Annotated in this window: 14 protein-coding genes; 8 read left to right on the top strand and 6 right to left on the bottom strand. The window is 69.9% G+C overall.

What is annotated here, in order from left to right:
- Positions 1-23: 23 nt before the first annotated feature.
- Together D3P35_RS10605 and D3P35_RS10610 are read right to left on the bottom strand one after the other, a co-directional pair.
- Positions 24-1,121 (bottom strand): ParB N-terminal domain-containing protein, encoded by a 1,098-nt coding sequence (locus D3P35_RS10605; protein ID WP_118134704.1) that lies wholly within the window; start codon positions 1,119-1,121, stop codon positions 24-26.
- Positions 1,108-2,505: an AAA family ATPase gene (locus D3P35_RS10610; protein ID WP_118134705.1), complete on the bottom strand. Its 1,398-nt coding sequence runs from the start codon at positions 2,503-2,505 to the stop codon at positions 1,108-1,110. Before D3P35_RS10610 ends, D3P35_RS10605 begins: the two co-directional genes overlap by 14 nt.
- Positions 2,506-3,151: 646 nt before the next feature.
- On the opposite strand from D3P35_RS10610, the gene D3P35_RS10615 reads away from it, so the two are divergent.
- Positions 3,152-4,423 carry a replication initiation protein gene (locus tag D3P35_RS10615; RefSeq protein ID WP_118134706.1) on the top strand — a complete coding sequence of 424 codons (1,272 nt, stop codon included), beginning with the start codon at positions 3,152-3,154 and terminating at the stop codon, positions 4,421-4,423.
- A 14-nt stretch (positions 4,424-4,437) separates the two neighbouring features.
- Here D3P35_RS10615 and D3P35_RS10620 read toward each other — a convergent pair whose 3' ends face one another.
- Entirely contained in the window at positions 4,438-5,445 is a 1,008-nt protein-coding gene (locus tag D3P35_RS10620) for a serine hydrolase (RefSeq protein WP_118134707.1), read from the bottom strand.
- A gap of 123 nt (positions 5,446-5,568) precedes the next feature.
- Here D3P35_RS10620 and D3P35_RS10625 point away from each other — a divergent pair, with 123 nt between their 5' ends.
- Both D3P35_RS10625 and D3P35_RS10630 read left to right on the top strand, forming a co-directional pair.
- The gene (locus D3P35_RS10625) at positions 5,569-5,931 is read left to right on the top strand and encodes a hypothetical protein (RefSeq protein ID WP_118134708.1); all 363 of its coding nucleotides are present in this window, start codon (positions 5,569-5,571) and stop codon (positions 5,929-5,931) included.
- Between the two features lie 51 nt (positions 5,932-5,982).
- The gene (locus D3P35_RS10630) at positions 5,983-7,038 is read left to right on the top strand and encodes a GlxA family transcriptional regulator (protein ID WP_118134770.1); all 1,056 of its coding nucleotides are present in this window, start codon (positions 5,983-5,985) and stop codon (positions 7,036-7,038) included.
- Here D3P35_RS10630 and D3P35_RS10635 read toward each other — a convergent pair.
- The 3 genes from D3P35_RS10635 to D3P35_RS10645 form a co-directional block, all read right to left on the bottom strand.
- Positions 7,022-7,627: a GNAT family N-acetyltransferase gene (locus D3P35_RS10635; RefSeq protein WP_157982102.1), complete on the bottom strand. Its 606-nt coding sequence runs from the start codon at positions 7,625-7,627 to the stop codon at positions 7,022-7,024. The genes D3P35_RS10630 and D3P35_RS10635 overlap by 17 nt on opposite strands.
- A gap of 124 nt (positions 7,628-7,751) precedes the next feature.
- Complete coding sequence (locus D3P35_RS10640; RefSeq protein WP_198670556.1) at positions 7,752-8,633, bottom strand: DMT family transporter; 882 nt, start codon at positions 8,631-8,633, stop codon at positions 7,752-7,754.
- 106 nt (positions 8,634-8,739) lie between these two features.
- Positions 8,740-9,474, bottom strand: a complete 735-nt coding sequence (locus D3P35_RS10645; RefSeq protein ID WP_118134710.1) for an SDR family oxidoreductase — start codon at positions 9,472-9,474, stop codon at positions 8,740-8,742.
- Between the two features lie 328 nt (positions 9,475-9,802).
- Here D3P35_RS10645 and D3P35_RS10650 point away from each other — a divergent pair, with 328 nt between their 5' ends.
- Genes D3P35_RS10650 through D3P35_RS10670 form a run of 5 tightly spaced genes read left to right on the top strand, consistent with a single transcriptional unit; the run spans position 9,803 to position 15,078 of the window.
- Positions 9,803-11,398, top strand: a complete 1,596-nt coding sequence (locus D3P35_RS10650) for an ABC transporter substrate-binding protein (protein ID WP_118134711.1) — start codon at positions 9,803-9,805, stop codon at positions 11,396-11,398.
- Positions 11,399-11,454: 56 nt separating this feature from the next.
- Positions 11,455-12,462, top strand: coding sequence for an ABC transporter permease subunit (locus D3P35_RS10655; RefSeq protein ID WP_118134712.1), 1,008 nt, complete (start codon positions 11,455-11,457; stop codon positions 12,460-12,462).
- 7 nt (positions 12,463-12,469) lie between these two features.
- A complete protein-coding gene (locus D3P35_RS10660) occupies positions 12,470-13,378 on the top strand; it encodes an ABC transporter permease subunit (protein WP_118134713.1) in 909 nt (302 codons plus the stop codon).
- A gap of 3 nt (positions 13,379-13,381) precedes the next feature.
- The gene (locus tag D3P35_RS10665; protein ID WP_118134714.1) at positions 13,382-14,227 is read left to right on the top strand and encodes an ABC transporter ATP-binding protein; all 846 of its coding nucleotides are present in this window, start codon (positions 13,382-13,384) and stop codon (positions 14,225-14,227) included.
- On the top strand, positions 14,224-15,078 hold the full coding sequence (locus tag D3P35_RS10670; RefSeq protein WP_118134715.1) for an ABC transporter ATP-binding protein: 855 nt from the start codon (positions 14,224-14,226) through the stop codon (positions 15,076-15,078). Before D3P35_RS10665 ends, D3P35_RS10670 begins: the two co-directional genes overlap by 4 nt.
- The last annotated feature ends 198 nt before the right edge of the window (positions 15,079-15,276 follow it).

Consider the following 15,276-nt stretch of genomic DNA (forward strand, 5'->3'; position numbering starts at 1 on the left):
ACTGCCACATGTCGGCGCAAAGCCTACTCCCCTGCGGCCAGCCGGGCGAGCAACTGCTCCAGAACCTCCTCGGTCATCGCGTCCCCCCGCAAGCGGATGGCGAAGCCCTTGCCGTCGCGCACCGGCTCGGCGGTGATGCCATCGCCGAGATTGCGCACCGCACCGAGCGCCTGCGTGGCCGGCGGCCGGCCGCCCTTGCGCGGCGCCTCCGCGGCCGGGGCCTGCGTGGCGAGCGCGGCTTCCAGCACCCGCCATTCGGCCTCCGCACTGCCGATCTGCCCCGCCTCATGCGCCTCGGCGAGCGCGTTGCGCAGTTTCGCGGCGAAACCCTGGCGCAGCGCCTGGGCGAGCTGCAGCCCCGCCTTCTCCGACAGGCCGGCGGGATGCGCCAGCAGGTCTCCCAGCTCCTCGTGCACCAGCGCGAAGGAGCGGATCTTCGAGCGCTTGGCCTTGGAGGCCGCGGCAAAGATCGCGTCCACCGCCGCCTCGGGCGAGGCGAAGGCGCCCTGCCCGGCCGCCACCACGGCGATGCGCCCGCGCTCGTAGGGGCTGAGCTGGGCGCGTACCTCGTTCTCCACCACCATGGCGGTATAGGCCGCACCCGCGCTCTCGGCCGCGCAGAGGATGGCGCGCACCGTGGCGAACCGCGGCTCGCCGCCCTCCGCCCGCAGGGCCCGCAGCGCCATCAGCCGCCGCCAGCCGGACACGAGACCGTAAACGGGTACCTCACCGGGCGCCGCGGCGCCGAGCGAGACCACCTCGATGGGATGGCGCTGGCCGCTCTCGCGCAGCGAGGCCTTCAGCTCCTCCATCTCCTCATGGTCGACCATCACCCGGTCGCGGGCGATATGGTCGGCGCGCACCGCGTCGAGCGGCACATCGAGCAGCACGCGCCCCGCCTCCATCGCCCCGCGCCAGGCGCTGGCATCGGCCTCCAGCCGGGCGCGGCCCTCGCGCTCGGCCGGGCTGCCGGGCTGGATCTCGCGCGCAGCCTCCGCGGCCACCTGGGCGATCGGGGCTGCCATGCCTGGCCGGCCCGACACCGGTTTCGCGGCGAAACTCTCGTCGAACGCCGCCAGGTCCTCGGCGCTCGGCGCCTCCAGTCTCTTACGCCGCGCCATGGTCTGCCTCCTGCTGCGCCATCTGCTGGTCGCGCCACCAGGCACCCAGCAGCAATTCCTTGAACTCCGCGTAGGTGCGGTCGAACGCCTCGCGCCCGCGCAGGTAGGTCTCGCGGTTGAACTCGCGGTAATCGGCCTCGTAGATGCCGTTCACGCTCTCGCCGGCCTGGCCCACCAGGGCGGTGAATTCCTGCCGGTAGGCATTCATGAAATCGCCGATATAGGCGTGGATGACATTGGCGAGATCGGTCTGCTGGGAGGCGTCGAAGCGGGTGATGACCGCCCGCACCACGTCCCATTCGAACTGCACTTCCTCGATGCCGAGCTGGCGGCGCTGCGCGTTCTCTCCCTCCTCGATCGAGGCGAAGGTGGAGTAGAGCATGTCGAAGAAGCGGCCGGTGGAATCGAACTCGAGGAAAGAGGCCCCGAGCGGCACGAGCAGGATGTCGGCGGCTGCCAGCGCATTGATGGTGAGGTAGCCGAGAGCCGGAGGCGTGTCGAGGAAGATAACGTCGTACTGGTCCAGAACCCCTTCGTCCTGCAGGAAATTCCCCAGCGCGTCCCACAGCGGCCAGGAGCGCAACCCCATGCGCCAGACCGGGATCTGGAACTCCGCCCAGTAGAGGTTGAGCTGGGCGCCGATGAGGTCGATGTTCGGCCAGTGGGTTTTCTGGATCAGGTTTCGCGACGAAACCGTGAGCGCCTCGGTAAGTGTCTCGTCGAGGGGCAGGGCGGTGTCGCCGCGCGCGGCGCGCACCCGGTTCTCCGCCTCCACCGCCTTGGCGTAATCCTTGGCGATGAGGGGGAAGACGGTCTTCCACTCGTCCTCCACCTCGCCGCCGAAGATCGAGGTCATCGAGCCCTGGCTGTCGAGGTCGATCACCAGCACGCGGTAACCGTCAAGCGCGGCCGACATGGCGAGATGGGCCGCGGTGGAGGTCTTGCCCACACCGCCCTTGAAATTGGCCACGGCGACGATCTTCGCCGGCAGGCCCTCGGGGCGCCAGGGGCGGTATTCCTTGGTGGCGACCCCCTCCTTGGCGAAATGGTCGCGCAGGGTGAGCACTTCCTCCAGCGTGAACCACTTGCTGCCGCCTTCGCCCTCGCCCTGGGGCAGGTCGGGGTTCGAGCGCAGAACCCGGCGCAGGTGGGCGGGGGCCACAGGGATGAGGAAGCGCGTCACCTCCCAGGCGGAGAACCGGCGCAGCCGCTTCTTGCCCTCGGGGGCATGGCCGCGGCGGGCCAGATCCTCGCGCCCCTTGCTGCAGAAGGCGGCCGCCTTGGCGAATCGCGAGGTGGTGACCGGCTGTCCGATCTTCCCCGCGGCGCGCTCGGGATCTATGTTGAAATAGGGTGGCGTGGTGGACTCGGGTTTCCTGCTCATGTGTCACTGCCTCGGTGGATGTTCGCCTTTGCGGCGCTTATCATCGGTTTTATCGCACATCTGCGGTTTGATGTGAATTCCCCGGCCACGATGCCTGATCGCTCGCCGCCCGGCCAGTGGTTTCGCGGCGAAACCGGCAGATTTCGCCCATTCTCCCCAGCGATAGACCACGACAAAGGTTCAGAGTCTTTAAGAATTATAGAATCTTTCACCGCAAAAATACGTACGTTTCCAGAGCGTTGCCGCTACATGGGTGCCAGGATGCAGGAGCAGGGGCACCCGGATACGGGCATAAGGGTACCCGGATGCGGTATGGGAGGCGCCCGAATCCGGGGAGGCGGGAACCCGGGTGCGGTACGGGCGAAACCCGGGAGAAATGCCCCCGAACGCCGCGCGCAGCGGCCGGAAGCCGGGGGTGGGACTCCGCCGGGCCAGGGGCCGCGCGCGCCCGACAGGGCAGGGGAGGGGGCCCGCGGCCAGAGGTACCCGCTTACGGTACGGGGGCGCGTGCGCCCCGCGCCCCGTATCCGGGTACCCGAACGCGGCTTGTGCGCGGGTGCCTCATGACCCATACTTTCCGGCGATTCCCCGCAGCGCGGCCGACAGAGCCGGGCACGGGGGAACAGGCAGGAAGAGAGGGCAGGCGATGGCGGAGCTCGACATCCCGCGGGACAGGCTGTCCGGGCCGCTGAGGCGCGGCTCGGTGAAGAAGAACGTGGCGGCCATTCACATCTCGGGCAAGCTCACGCTGTTGCAGCGCAAGCTGTCGAACGTGCTGCTGCTCAATGCCTATGACGAGCTGGTGACCCGCGCCAGCCACAGCATAGACGCGCGCACCCTCTGCCTCATGGTGGGCTACAATTCCAACGACATGGACACGCTGCGCGAAGCGCTGCGCTCGCTGGTCGAGACCGTGGCGGAATGGGACATGCTCGATGACAGGGGCCGGCAGGAATGGGGCGTGTCCTCGATGCTCGCCCATGCCCGGCTGCGCGGCGGCGTGTGCGACTATGCCTATTCGCCGGCGCTGGCCGAGAAGCTGCACGACCCCAAGGTCTTCGCGCTCATCAACCTCAACATCCAGAAGCGCTTCACCTCCGGCCACGGGCTGGCGCTCTACGAGAACTGCTACCGTTTCACCCGCACCGGCTCCACCGGCTGGTGGCCGCTGGAGATCTTTCGCCGGCTCATGGGGGTGGACGGCTCGAGCTACTACGAGAGCTTCAAGCATCTCAACGCCAAGATCATCAAGCCCGCGGTGGCCGAGGTGAACCGGACCTCGAACATCGTGGTGACCCCGGAGTTCGAGAAGCGCGGCCGCTCCATCACCGGCATCCGCTTCCTGATCCGCGAGAACCCCCAGCTCGCGATGTTCGACATCGACGACGACGAGGGCGTGCGCTCCAGCCAGGTGTATCGACAGCTCGTGGACCGCGGGGTGGGGGACAGGCTCGCGCGGCAATGGATCGCCGAGCACGGGGCAGAATACGTGGCCGAGAAGCTCGCCTATGTCGCGGGCAGGCGGGGGGTGACGGCGCCGGTGCGCTATCTCTCCGCCGCCATCGCGGGCGATTACAAGGCGCCGGAGGCCGAGGCCCCGGCAGCACCCTCGCCCGCCGCGCAGGCCGCAGCGCGCGAGCGCGCCGAGGCGGGTGCCGCCGAGCGCCGCCGCGCGGAGGCCCGCGAGGCCGAGAAGGCCGCCCGCGCCGCCCGGTTCCGCGCGGTGGAGGCGGTGGCCGGCCGCCGCAACCCCACCCAGCGCGACGCCGACCGGCGGCTGTTCCTCGGCCGGCTCGACGGCGAGCTGGAGCGCGAGGATTTCCGCCGTTTCGGCTGGTCCTCGGCGCTCAACGCGAGGGCGATCTTCGCCTTCTGGGAAGAGCTGGTGCCCGAGATCTTCGAGGGCCTGCCCGCCTGAGCGGGGCAGGGGGCTCAGACCGAGGGCAGGATGTCTTCCGTCACCAGGTCCATCAGCGCGCCGAAATACCCGGCGGAGCGGGCGGGCTGCGTGGGGTCGGAGGTCACGACGATGCTGGTGCGCCGCTCCGGCACCACGCAGACCAGCTGGCCGCCATAGCCGCGCCCGTAGGCCATCCGCCCGGCCGCGGTATCGCGCAGGAACCAGCCGTAGCCATAGGCGTCGCCCGAGAAGGGCGACACGGTGCGCGGCTGCCAGGAGGCCTCGATCCACTCCCGCGGCAGCACGCGGCGGCCCTCGTGCAGGCCGCCGTTGCGCACCATCTCGGCGAAGCGCATCAGGCCCATGGGCGAGAGCGCCATGTTGTTGCCGCCGAGGTAGTAGCCCTGCGGGTCGCGCGTCCAGGGCGGGATGTCGATGCCCAGCGGCCGGCCCAGCCAGTCGCGCATCAGGGCGAGCAGGCTCTCGCCGCTGGCCTCGGACAGCGCGGCGCCCACGAGATGGGTGGAGCCGGTGGAATAGAGCATCCGCCCGCCCGGCTCGGCCTCGAAGGGGCAGGCGAGGGCGTTTGCCACCCAGTTGCCGCTCGCGATCCAGCCGCCGTAATTCGGCCCGGAGGTGCGCTCCAGCCCCGCGCGCATGGAGAGCAGATGCGCGAGCGTCACCTCGGAGACCCGGGGGTCGGCGCCCGCGGGGGCGGGCAGCCAGCGGGTGACCGGGGTGTCGACACTGTCGATCACGCCGCGCTCCAGCGCCGGGCCGACGAGGGAGGCGACGAGCGTCTTGGACACGGATTTCACGTTCACCGCCCGCTCCAGCGCCGGGCCGCGGAAGGCCTCGGCGAAGGTCACGGTGCCGTCGGTGGAGACCACGAGCCCGTGGAGCTGGTCGAGGCCGCGGGCCCGATCGGCGAAGCCGGGGGCGGGCGAGGCGGCGCGCAGCCGCGGGCTCAGCGCGGGCAGCGCGAGCAGACCGGTGAGCAGGGCACGGCGCGAGGGGCGGGGGGATATGCGGGATCTCATCCCCGGATGATCGGCGCGGGGCGGCGGGGGGTCAATTCCGCTTTGCCCCTTGCGGTTCAGGCTTTGGTAACGTTAACGCGATAGCGTCCGTGATCGAGACACGTCCGGGTGCGGGAGATCGTCATGCGCCGAAGCCTCTACATCGTTTCCGTCTGCCTCGCGGCCGTGTTCGCGGGCGGCATCGCCGGCGCGCTGCGCAACGGGGTGGCCGAGGCGAGCCCTGACCGTGTCGCTCCGCTCGGCTGCGCGCGCGGCGTGATCACCCCGCCCGAGGGCTATGCCGAGCTGCTGCGCCCGATGCCCTGGACCTGCGAGACCCGTGCCGCCCGCCAGCAGGAGATGACCCGCTGGCTGGAGGAGGCGGATGCCTTCTTCCTGCGCCGCGCCGCCCTGCAGCGCATCGAGGCGGCGCGCAGTGCGCGCGCCGTGCCCGTGCGCCCCTCCGCCTGCGGGGGTGAACTGCCGGTCTGCATGCTGACGCGCTGACGGGCGCGCCGTGCTATGCTCCTCTCCCGCCCCGGGGAGGAGCCGAAGATCATGACCGACACTGGCCTGCCGCTCGACATCGCCATTCTCGTGGTGCCGGAGTCAACCGCTTCCACCGCCTTCGGCATGTACGACATCTTCGCCTCGGTGGGGCGCGACTGGTCGGTGGTGACGGGCGGGCCGCCGGGCCCGGGCTACATGGCGCCGCGGCTGGTCGCCCCCTCGGCCGAGGGGTTCCGCGCCGCGAACGGCGCCTTCATCCGCCCCGACACCGGCTTTTCCGACTGCCCGTCCCCGGCGCTGGTCTGCATCCCCGATCTCTTCGTCGCCCCCGGCGCGCCGCTCGGCGGGCGCTACGACGCGGCGGTGGACTGGCTGCGCGCGGTGCATGCCCGCGGCGCCATCATCGCCGCCGCCTGCTCGGGCGGGCTGCTGCTGGCCGAGGCCGGGCTGCTCGACGGCTGCACCGCCACCACCCACTGGGCCTATTGCGAGGCCATGCGCGCCGCCTACCCGGAGGTGACGGTGGAGGGCGCGCGGGTGCTCGTCGCCTCGGGGGAGGGGCAGCGGCTGCTCACCGCGGGCGGCGGCACCTCCTGGCAGGACATGGCGCTCTACCTCGTCGCCCGCTTCTGCGGCGCGGAGGAGGCGATGCGCATGGCGCGTCTCTACCTGCTGGACTGGCATTCCGCCGGCCAGCTTCCCTTCGCGGCGCTGTCGGTCGCGCCGCGCCAGGTGGCGGATGCCGGGATCGCGGCGGCCCAGGTCTGGCTCGCCGATCATTACGCCCAGGCCGGCGCGGTCTCGGCCATGGTGGCGCGCTCGGGGCTGGCCGAGCGCAGCTTCAAGCGCCGTTTCCACCGCGCCACCGGCCTCGCCCCCATCGACTACGTGCACACGCTGCGGCTGGAGGAGGCCAAGCAGTTGCTCGAAACCGGCGACGACCCGGTGGAGGAGGTCGCCGCCGCCATCGGCTACGAGGACGCGAGCTTCTTCCGCCGGCTGTTCCGCCGCAAGGTGGGGCTCTCGCCCTCCGAGTACCGCCGGCGCTTCCGCGGCATCCGGCTCGCCATCGGGGCGGCGGGGCCGGTCAGCCAGCATCCTTGAGCAGCAGCAGCACGTCCTCGTCGTACCAGGGCTGGCAGGGGTGCAGCAGGATCGGCCGCCGCCCCGCCACCCGGTAGCCCGCCCGCTCGTAGAGCCGCAGGGCATGGGTGTTCTGCGAGAACACCTGGATGGAGATCCGCTGCGCGCCGAGGGCGCGGCCCCGCGCCTCCGCCGCCGCGAGCAGCCGGCTGCCGATGCCACGGTCGCGGAACCCGGGCCAGACGGCGAGGGCGTTCACGTAGTAGCTGCCCACCGCCTCGTGCTCCAGTTCCACCAGCGGGCGGATCGGCTCGGGCAGCGCGGGCAGGGCGGCGATCTCCTCCTCGTCCGGCTCGGTGACCAGGCTGCCCAGCATCATCGCCACGGGGCGCAGCCCGGCCATGCCCACCAGGCAGTTGCGCCAGGAGAAGGCGCCCTCGTCGCGCGCGGCGCGGATGGTGCCGTAGTGCAGCGGTGTCTCGCCCGGGCCGGCGTTGCGCTGCCACAGCCAGCTCGGGATGCCCTCGCCCGCGATGTCGATCAGCCGGGCGAGCAGGGGCGCGTCGCCGCGCACGGCCTCGCGGATGGTGACGGGATCTTCTCGGCGCATCTTCGCTCTCCTCTCTTCCCGGCCGGCGCCGTGCCGACGGTGGGAAGGGGGATACCCCGTCCCGGCCCCGCGCGGCAGCGGCATAGCGGCCGGGAACGGGCCGATCGTGCCAGCCGGGCGCGGTTCAGCCCGGCCGCCGCCGCTCGCGCCACCAGATGTAGAGGCCGCTGCCCACCAGCAGCGCGGTCCCCGCCAGCATCGGGGCCGAGAGCGGATCGCCGAACCAGGCCACGCTGAGCAGCGCCGAGCCGAAGACTTGCGCGTAGAGATAGGGCGAGAGCAGCGAGGCGCTGGCCATGGAGAAGGCGGATATGAGCAGGAAATGCCCCAGCGCCCCCGCCATGCCGATGGCGCACATCAGCGCGGCGTCGGCGAGGCCGGGGGTCTCCCACACGAAGGGCAGGGCACAGCTCAGCACCGCGGCGCCCACGGCGGTGGTGGCGAACTGGGTGAAATCCTGCTCCTCCGGATAGGCCAGCATGCGGGTGAGGATGAAGTAGAAGGACACGGCGAAGGCCACGCCGAGCGGCAGGAACAGCGCCGGGTTGGCCAGCGAGATGCCCGGCGCCACGATGATCACCACCCCCGCGAAGCCCGCCACCACGGCGAGGATGCGGTGGATGCCGATGCGCTCGCCCAGGAACAGCGCCGACCACAGTGTCACCAGCACCGGGGCGAGGAACTGGATGGCCGTGGCATCGGCCAGCGGCACGAAGGTGAGCGATGTGTACATCAGCAACGTGGCGGCGAAGAGCGTGCCGGCCCGGGCAAACTGCAGCCCCGGGCGCCGGGTGTGCAGGAAGCGCAGGCCCGAGCGGCGCAGCAGGTAGACGGTGATGACCACCGTGTGTCCGGCGTAGCGCGCCCAGACCGCCTCGACCACGTTCAGCCCCTCGGCGAGGTGCTTGCCGATCGCGTCCATCACCGACAGGCACAGCCCGGCGGCGATGGTGAGGAGAATCGCGAGGGGGAGGGCGGGCACGGCGGGGTGCTGCTGGGGCTGCAAGGCGGGCTCCGGGGGTGAGGCAGGCGCAGGGGCCACCCGTGGCGGGGAGCCTTGTCGCACTGCATCACGTTTGCCGGGGGGATGCCAGCGCCAAGCGGCCGGTGCGTCAGACCAGCCCGCCGTTGGCGCGCAGCACCTGGCCGTTCACCCAGGCGCCGTCCGGCCCGGCGAGGAAGGCCACCGTGGCGGCGATCTCCTCCGGGGTGCCGATGCGCTCCAGGGGCGCCGCCTTTGCCAGTCGGTCGATCAGCTCGTCGCTCTTGCCGGTGAGGAACAGATCGGTGGCCGTCGGGCCGGGGGCGATGGCATTGGCGGTGATCTCGCGGCCGCGCAGCTCCTTCGCCAGCGTGGCGGTCATCAGCTCCACCGCGGCCTTGGTGGCGGTGTAGATGCCGTAGGCGGGCAGTTTCGTGCCCACCACCGAGGTGGAGAGCGAGATGATGCGCCCGCCCGGGCCCATGCGCCGCGCCGCCTCGCGCAGCACGTTGAAGGCGCCCTTGAGGTTCACCGCCACCTGGCGGTCGAACTGCGCGTCGGTGGCCTCGGCGAGCGGGGCGAGCTCCATCACGCCGGCGTTGCTCACCACCACCTGCGGGGTGGAGAAGGCGGCCTCGGCGGCGTCGAAGAGGGCGATGGCGGCGGCGGGGTCGCTCACGTCGGCCTGCAGGGCCGTGGCGCTGCCGCCCGCGGCGGCGATGGCGGCGACCACCTCCTCGGCGGCCTCGCGGCGGCCGGCATAGTTCACCACCACGCGAAAGCCGTCGGCGGCGAGGCGGGTGGCGATGGCCGCGCCGATGCCGCGCGAGGCTCCGGTCACGAGGGCTGTTCTGGTGTCGGTCATGGTCTTTCTCCGGTTCGTCGGGGGCGGCGCGGGCCGCCCGCCTGCAGAGGATAGGCCTGCGGCCCGGCCGGTTGAATGGCGTAATGCCGGCTGGCCTGTCCGGTTTTCCGCACAATGCGGGCCGGCGCTTCATGGGAATCGCTGCATGATCTAGGATCCGCCCCGCCGGGCGGGCCCCGGCGCCGGTGACGGGGGGTAATTGACGTTACGTTCAAACTCCCGCAAAGGCCGCGTGAGCTGTTGTGGAAGGGTTGCGGCTCTGTCACCCGGTCGGTTACTTGCGCGCCCCATCCGGGCCAAAATGCCGAATCCAACGGAGGAGTTTCCAATGACAATCAAGACGCGGTTCCTGGCCGCCACGGCGATCACGCTGGCGCTGGCCGGCGGCGCATCCGCCAAAACCCTGGTGTACTGTTCGGAAGGCTCCCCCGAGGGCTTCGACCCGGCGCCCTACACCGCCGGCACCACCTTCGACGCCTCCTCCCAGCCGGTGTACAACCGCCTGGTCGAGTTCGAGAACGGCACCACGAAGGTGATCCCCGGCCTCGCCGAGAGCTGGGAAGTCTCCGACGACGGGCTGGAATACACCTTCCACCTGCGCGAGGGCGTGAAGTTCCAGACCATCGACGGCTTCACCCCCAGCCGCGATTTCAACGCCGATGACGTGCTGTTCTCCTTCAACCGCCAGAAGGACGCCGACAACCCGTGGCACGAGTATACCGCCGGCATCGTCTATGAATATTTCGACGCCATGGACATGGGCACGCTCATCGACAGCATCGAGAAGGTCGATGACTACACGGTGAAGTTCACCCTCACCCGCCCCGAGGCGCCCTTCATCGCCAATCTCGCGATGGACTTCGCCTCCATCCTCTCGGCCGAATACGCCGAGACGCTCGACGAGGCCGGCCGCAAGGAGGACCTGAATCAGATCCCCGTCGGCACCGGCCCGTTCCAGTTCGTCGCCTACCAGAAGGACGCGGTGATCCGCTACCAGGCGAACCCGGACTACTGGCGCGGCAAGCAGCCGATCGACGACCTGATCTTCGCCATCACCACCGACCCCGCCGTGCGCATGCAGAAGCTCATGGCCGGCGAGTGCCACGTGATGCCCTACCCGTCGCCCGCCGACGTGGAAGCGCTGCAGTCCGATGACGCGATCACCGTGATGGAGCAGCCGGGCCTCAACGTCGCCTACCTCGCCTACAACACGCTGCAGGCGCCGTTCGACAAGCCCGAGGTCCGCCGCGCCCTCAACATGGCGATGAACAAGCAGGCGATCATCGACGCGGTGTTCCAGGGCACCGGCCAGGTGGCCAAGAACCCGATCCCGCCCACGATGTGGAGCTACAACGACGCGGTCCAGGACGACGCCTACGACCCGGAAGCGGCGAAGAAGATGCTCGAGGACGCGGGCGTGACCGACCTTTCCATGAAGGTCTGGGCCATGCCGGTGCAGCGCCCCTACATGCCCAACGCGCGCCGCACGGCCGAGCTCATCCAGGCGGATTTCGCCGAGGTGGGCGTGACCGTCGAGATCGTCTCCTACGAGTGGGGCGAGTACCTGAAGAAATCCTCCGACAAGGAGCGTGACGGTGCCGTGATCCTCGGCTGGACCGGCGACAACGGCGACCCGGACAACTTCATGGGCGTGCTGCTGGGCTGTGCGGCCGTGGGCGGCTCGAACCGCGCCAACTGGTGCGACGAGGACTTCAACGCCCTGATCGAGAAGGCGCGCACCACCTCCGACGAGGCCGAGCGCACCGCTCTCTACGAAGAGGCGCAGCTGCGCTTCAAGGACCAGGCGCCCTGGGCGACCCTGGCCCATTCGACCGTCTTCATGCCGATGTCCACCAACGTGACCGGCTACAAGATGAACCCGCTCGGCAGCCACCGTTTCGACGGTGTGGACATCGCCGAGTGATCTGAAGCCCATCGCCACCCGCCGGCTGCGGCCGGCGGGCAGGCAGAGGTTCCCTCATGCTCAGATTCCTCCTGGCCAAGCTCGCGGTGCTGGTTCCCACCTTCTTCGGGATCACCATCGTGGCCTTCGGCTTCGTACGCGTGCTGCCCGGCGACCCGGTGCTGCTGATGGCCGGCGAACGCGGCCTCTCACCCGAGCGCTACCAGCAGCTCCTGCACCAGCTGGGCTTCGACCGCCCGCTGTGGGAGCAGTATCTGGGCTATCTCGCCGGGCTGTTCCAGGGTGACCTGGGCACGTCGCTCGTCACCAAGAAACCGGTGCTGACCGAGTTCATGGCGCTGTTCCCCGCCACGGTCGAGCTCGGCCTCTGCGCCATGCTGCTCGCCACCATCGTGGGCATCCCGCTCGGTGTCTTCGCCGCCATCCGGCGCGGGTCGTGGTTCGACCAGGTGTCGATGGGCACGGCGCTGGTGGGCTACTCGATGCCGATCTTCTGGTGGGGGCTGCTGCTCATCATCCTGTTCTCCGGCATCCTGCAGTGGACCCCGGTCTCGGGCCGCATCTCGCTGCTCTACTTCTTCCCGCCGGTCACCGGCTTCATGCTGATCGACAGCCTGCTCTCCGGGCAGAGCGGCGCCTTCGCCTCGGCGGTCTCGCATCTCATCCTGCCGACCATCGTGCTCGCCACCATTCCCATGGCGGTGATCGCGCGCCAGTCGCGCTCGGCGATGCTCGAGGTGCTGAGCGAGGATTACGTGCGCACCGCCCGCGCCAAGGGCATGAGCCCCTGGCGGGTGGTGAACGTGCACGCGCTGCGCAACGCGCTCATCCCCGTCATCACCACCATCGGCCTGCAGGTGGGCGTGGTGCTGGCCGGCGCCATTCTCACCGAGACCATCTTCTCATGGCCGGGCATCGGGAAATGGATGGTCGATTCCATCTTCCGGCGCGACTACCCGGTGGTGCAGGGCGGCCTGCTGCTCATCGCCGCCGTGGTCATGATCGTGAACCTGCTCGTCGATCTGCTCTACGGGCTGATCAACCCCCGCATCCGGCACAAGTGAGGCGGCCATGTCAGAAGTCACCGAAATCGAACCCCAGAACGCCGGCGCCGGGCGCGCCGCCGCCTTTGCCGAGTTCTGGTTCTACTTCCGGGAAAACCGCGGCGCGCTGATCGGGCTCGTGGTGTTCGCGGTGCTGGTGGTCCTGGCGGTCGCCGCCCCGATCATCGCCCCGCACGACCCCACCCAGCAGTACCGCGATGCGCTGCTCACCCCGCCGTTCTGGGAGGAGGGGGGCTCGACCTCCTTCCTGCTCGGCACCGACGCGGTGGGCCGCGACATCCTCTCGCGCCTGATCTACGGCGCGCAGCAATCGCTGTTCATCGGCGTGGTGGTGGTGACCATCGCGCTGGTGGGCGGCATCGTGATCGGGCTCGTCGCCGGCTTCTTCGGCGGCTGGGTCGACACGGTGATCATGCGGGTGATGGACGTGATCCTCGCCTTCCCCTCGCTGCTGCTCGCGCTGGTGCTGGTGGCCATCCTCGGCCCCGGCCTCACCAACGCGATGATCGCCATCGCCCTCGTGCTGCAGCCGCATTTCGCCCGCCTCACCCGGGCTGCGGTGATGTCGGAGCGCAACCGCGAATACGTGATGGCGGCGCGCGTGGCGGGTGCGGGCAAGCTGCGGCTGATGTTCCGCACCATCCTGCCCAACTGCCTCGCGCCGCTGATCGTGCAGGGCACGCTCTCCTTCTCCAACGCGGTGCTCGACGCGGCCGCCCTCGGCTTCCTCGGCATGGGCGCGCAGCCGCCCACGCCGGAATGGGGCACCATGCTGGCCGAGGCGCGCGAGTTCATCCTGCGCGCCTGGTGGGTGGTGACCTTCCCCGGTCTCGCCATCCTGATCACCGTGCTTGCCATCAACCTCGTGGGGGACGGGCTGCGCGACGCGCTCGACCCGCGCCTGAAGCGGAGCTGAGCCATGAGCGAACCGCTTCTCGAGATCCGCAACCTCACGGTCTCCTTCGAGACCAGCACCGGCCCCTTCCTCGCGGTCAACGGCGTCGATCTCGCCGTGAGCCCGCGCGAGGTGCTCGCCATCGTGGGCGAGAGCGGATCGGGCAAGTCGGTGTCCATGCTGGCGGTGATGGGCCTGCTGCCCAAGACCGCCACCGTGACCGCCGACGTGATGCGCTATGCCGGCACCGACCTGCTGGGCATGAGCGGCGCCGAGCGCCGGCGCATCATCGGCAAGGAGATCTCGATGATCTTCCAGGAGCCGATCGCCTCGCTCAACCCCTGCTTCACCGTGGGCTTCCAGGTGGAGGAGGTGCTCAAGGCGCATCTGGGCCTCGGCCGGGCCGAGCGGCGGGCCCGCGCGGTGGAGCTGTTCCGCGCCGTGGGCATTCCGGAGCCGGAGAGCCGGCTTTCGGCCTTCCCGCACCAGATGTCCGGCGGCCAGTGCCAGCGCGTGATGATCGCCATGGCCATCGCCTGCAACCCCCGGCTGCTCATCGCCGACGAGCCGACCACGGCGCTCGACGTCACCATCCAGAAGCAGATCCTCGACCTGCTGGTCGAGCTGCAGGAAAAGCACGGCATGGCGCTGATCATGATCACCCATGACATGGGCGTGGTGGCCGAGACCGCCGACCGGGTGATCGTGCAGTACCAGGGCCGCAAGATGGAGGAGGCCGACGTGCTGACCCTGTTCGAGACCCCGCAGAACCCCTACACCCGCGCGCTGCTCGCCGCCCTGCCGGAGCATGCCACCGGCGACCGGCTGCAGACCGTGGCCGACCTGATCGGCGAAGGGGGCATCCGATGAGCACCCCGGTTCTCGAGGGCCGCGGCATCATCCGCGATTACGTGGGTGGCGGCGGCCTGTTCTCCCGCGCCAAGACCGTGCGGGCGCTCAAGGGCGTGAGCTTCTCGGTGGAAAAGGGCAAGACCCTCGCCGTGGTGGGAGAGAGCGGCTGCGGCAAGTCCACCCTGGGCCGCATCATCACCCTGATCGACCCCGCCACCGAGGGCGAGCTCTACCTCGACGGCACCCGCATCGACATCGGCAGCCAGAAGCTCACCCGCGAGATGCGCCGCAAGGTGCAGATCGTGTTCCAGAACCCCTACGGCTCGCTCAACCCGCGCCAGAAGGTCGGCGACGTGCTGATGGAACAGCTCGTGCTCAACACCTCGCATTCGGCGGCGGAGCGGCGCGACCTCGCGATGAAGATGCTGGTGAAGGTCGGGCTGAAGCCCGAGCACTTCAACCGCTACCCGCACATGTTCTCCGGCGGCCAGCGCCAGCGCATCGCCATCGCCCGCGCGCTGATGGTGAACCCGAGGCTGCTGGTGCTCGACGAGCCGGTCTCGGCCCTCGATCTCTCGGTGCAGGCCCAGGTGCTGAACCTGCTCGCCGACCTGCAGGAGGAGTTCGAGCTGACGTACGTCTTCATCAGCCACGACCTCTCGGTGGTGCGCTACATCGCCGACGAGGTGATGGTGATGTACGCGGGCGAGGTGGTGGAGCACAACACGCGCGACGCAATCTTCGCCGACCCGCAGCACCCCTACACCCGCACCCTCTTCGCCGCGACCCCGGTGACCGACGTGGAGAAGATCCGCGCCCGGCTCGCCGCCCGGGCGGCGCGCCGCGCGGAGGCCGGCCAGCCGGCCTGACACCCGCTCACATCGCGAGAGACTGCCGCACCGCGCCCCCCGGGCGCGGTGCCTTGCATTTGGACGGTCGCCCGCCAAGCCGTTGACAGGGCTCGGCGAATTAAAAAATCTACGTATACGCAAAAAAAGTATATGAAAATATCCACAGGCACAGCACAGTGTTCGCAACTGCAGCAGCCGGAATCGGCGGCTGCGAGA

This window comes from Oceanicella sp. SM1341 (assembly GCF_003448965.1).
GTDB lineage: Bacteria > Pseudomonadota > Alphaproteobacteria > Rhodobacterales > Rhodobacteraceae > Paroceanicella.

What these genes read in the sequence shown, in the direction of transcription:
- D3P35_RS10655 (WP_118134712.1), top strand. Translation starts at nt 11,455, where the DNA reads ATGCTCAGATTCCTCCTGGCCAAGCTCGCGGTGCTGGTTCCCACCTTC.
- D3P35_RS10645 (WP_118134710.1), bottom strand. Translation starts at nt 9,474, where the DNA reads ATGACCGACACCAGAACAGCCCTCGTGACCGGAGCCTCGCGCGGCATC.
- D3P35_RS10650 (WP_118134711.1), top strand. Translation starts at nt 9,803, where the DNA reads ATGACAATCAAGACGCGGTTCCTGGCCGCCACGGCGATCACGCTGGCG.
- D3P35_RS10625 (WP_118134708.1), top strand. Translation starts at nt 5,569, where the DNA reads ATGCGCCGAAGCCTCTACATCGTTTCCGTCTGCCTCGCGGCCGTGTTC.
- D3P35_RS10660 (WP_118134713.1), top strand. Translation starts at nt 12,470, where the DNA reads ATGTCAGAAGTCACCGAAATCGAACCCCAGAACGCCGGCGCCGGGCGC.
- D3P35_RS10670 (WP_118134715.1), top strand. Translation starts at nt 14,224, where the DNA reads ATGAGCACCCCGGTTCTCGAGGGCCGCGGCATCATCCGCGATTACGTG.
- D3P35_RS10635 (WP_157982102.1), bottom strand. Translation starts at nt 7,627, where the DNA reads ATGCGCCGAGAAGATCCCGTCACCATCCGCGAGGCCGTGCGCGGCGAC.
- D3P35_RS10605 (WP_118134704.1), bottom strand. Translation starts at nt 1,121, where the DNA reads ATGGCGCGGCGTAAGAGACTGGAGGCGCCGAGCGCCGAGGACCTGGCG.
- D3P35_RS10610 (WP_118134705.1), bottom strand. Translation starts at nt 2,505, where the DNA reads ATGAGCAGGAAACCCGAGTCCACCACGCCACCCTATTTCAACATAGAT.
- D3P35_RS10665 (WP_118134714.1), top strand. Translation starts at nt 13,382, where the DNA reads ATGAGCGAACCGCTTCTCGAGATCCGCAACCTCACGGTCTCCTTCGAG.
- D3P35_RS10620 (WP_118134707.1), bottom strand. Translation starts at nt 5,445, where the DNA reads ATGAGATCCCGCATATCCCCCCGCCCCTCGCGCCGTGCCCTGCTCACC.
- D3P35_RS10630 (WP_118134770.1), top strand. Translation starts at nt 5,983, where the DNA reads ATGACCGACACTGGCCTGCCGCTCGACATCGCCATTCTCGTGGTGCCG.
- D3P35_RS10615 (WP_118134706.1), top strand. Translation starts at nt 3,152, where the DNA reads ATGGCGGAGCTCGACATCCCGCGGGACAGGCTGTCCGGGCCGCTGAGG.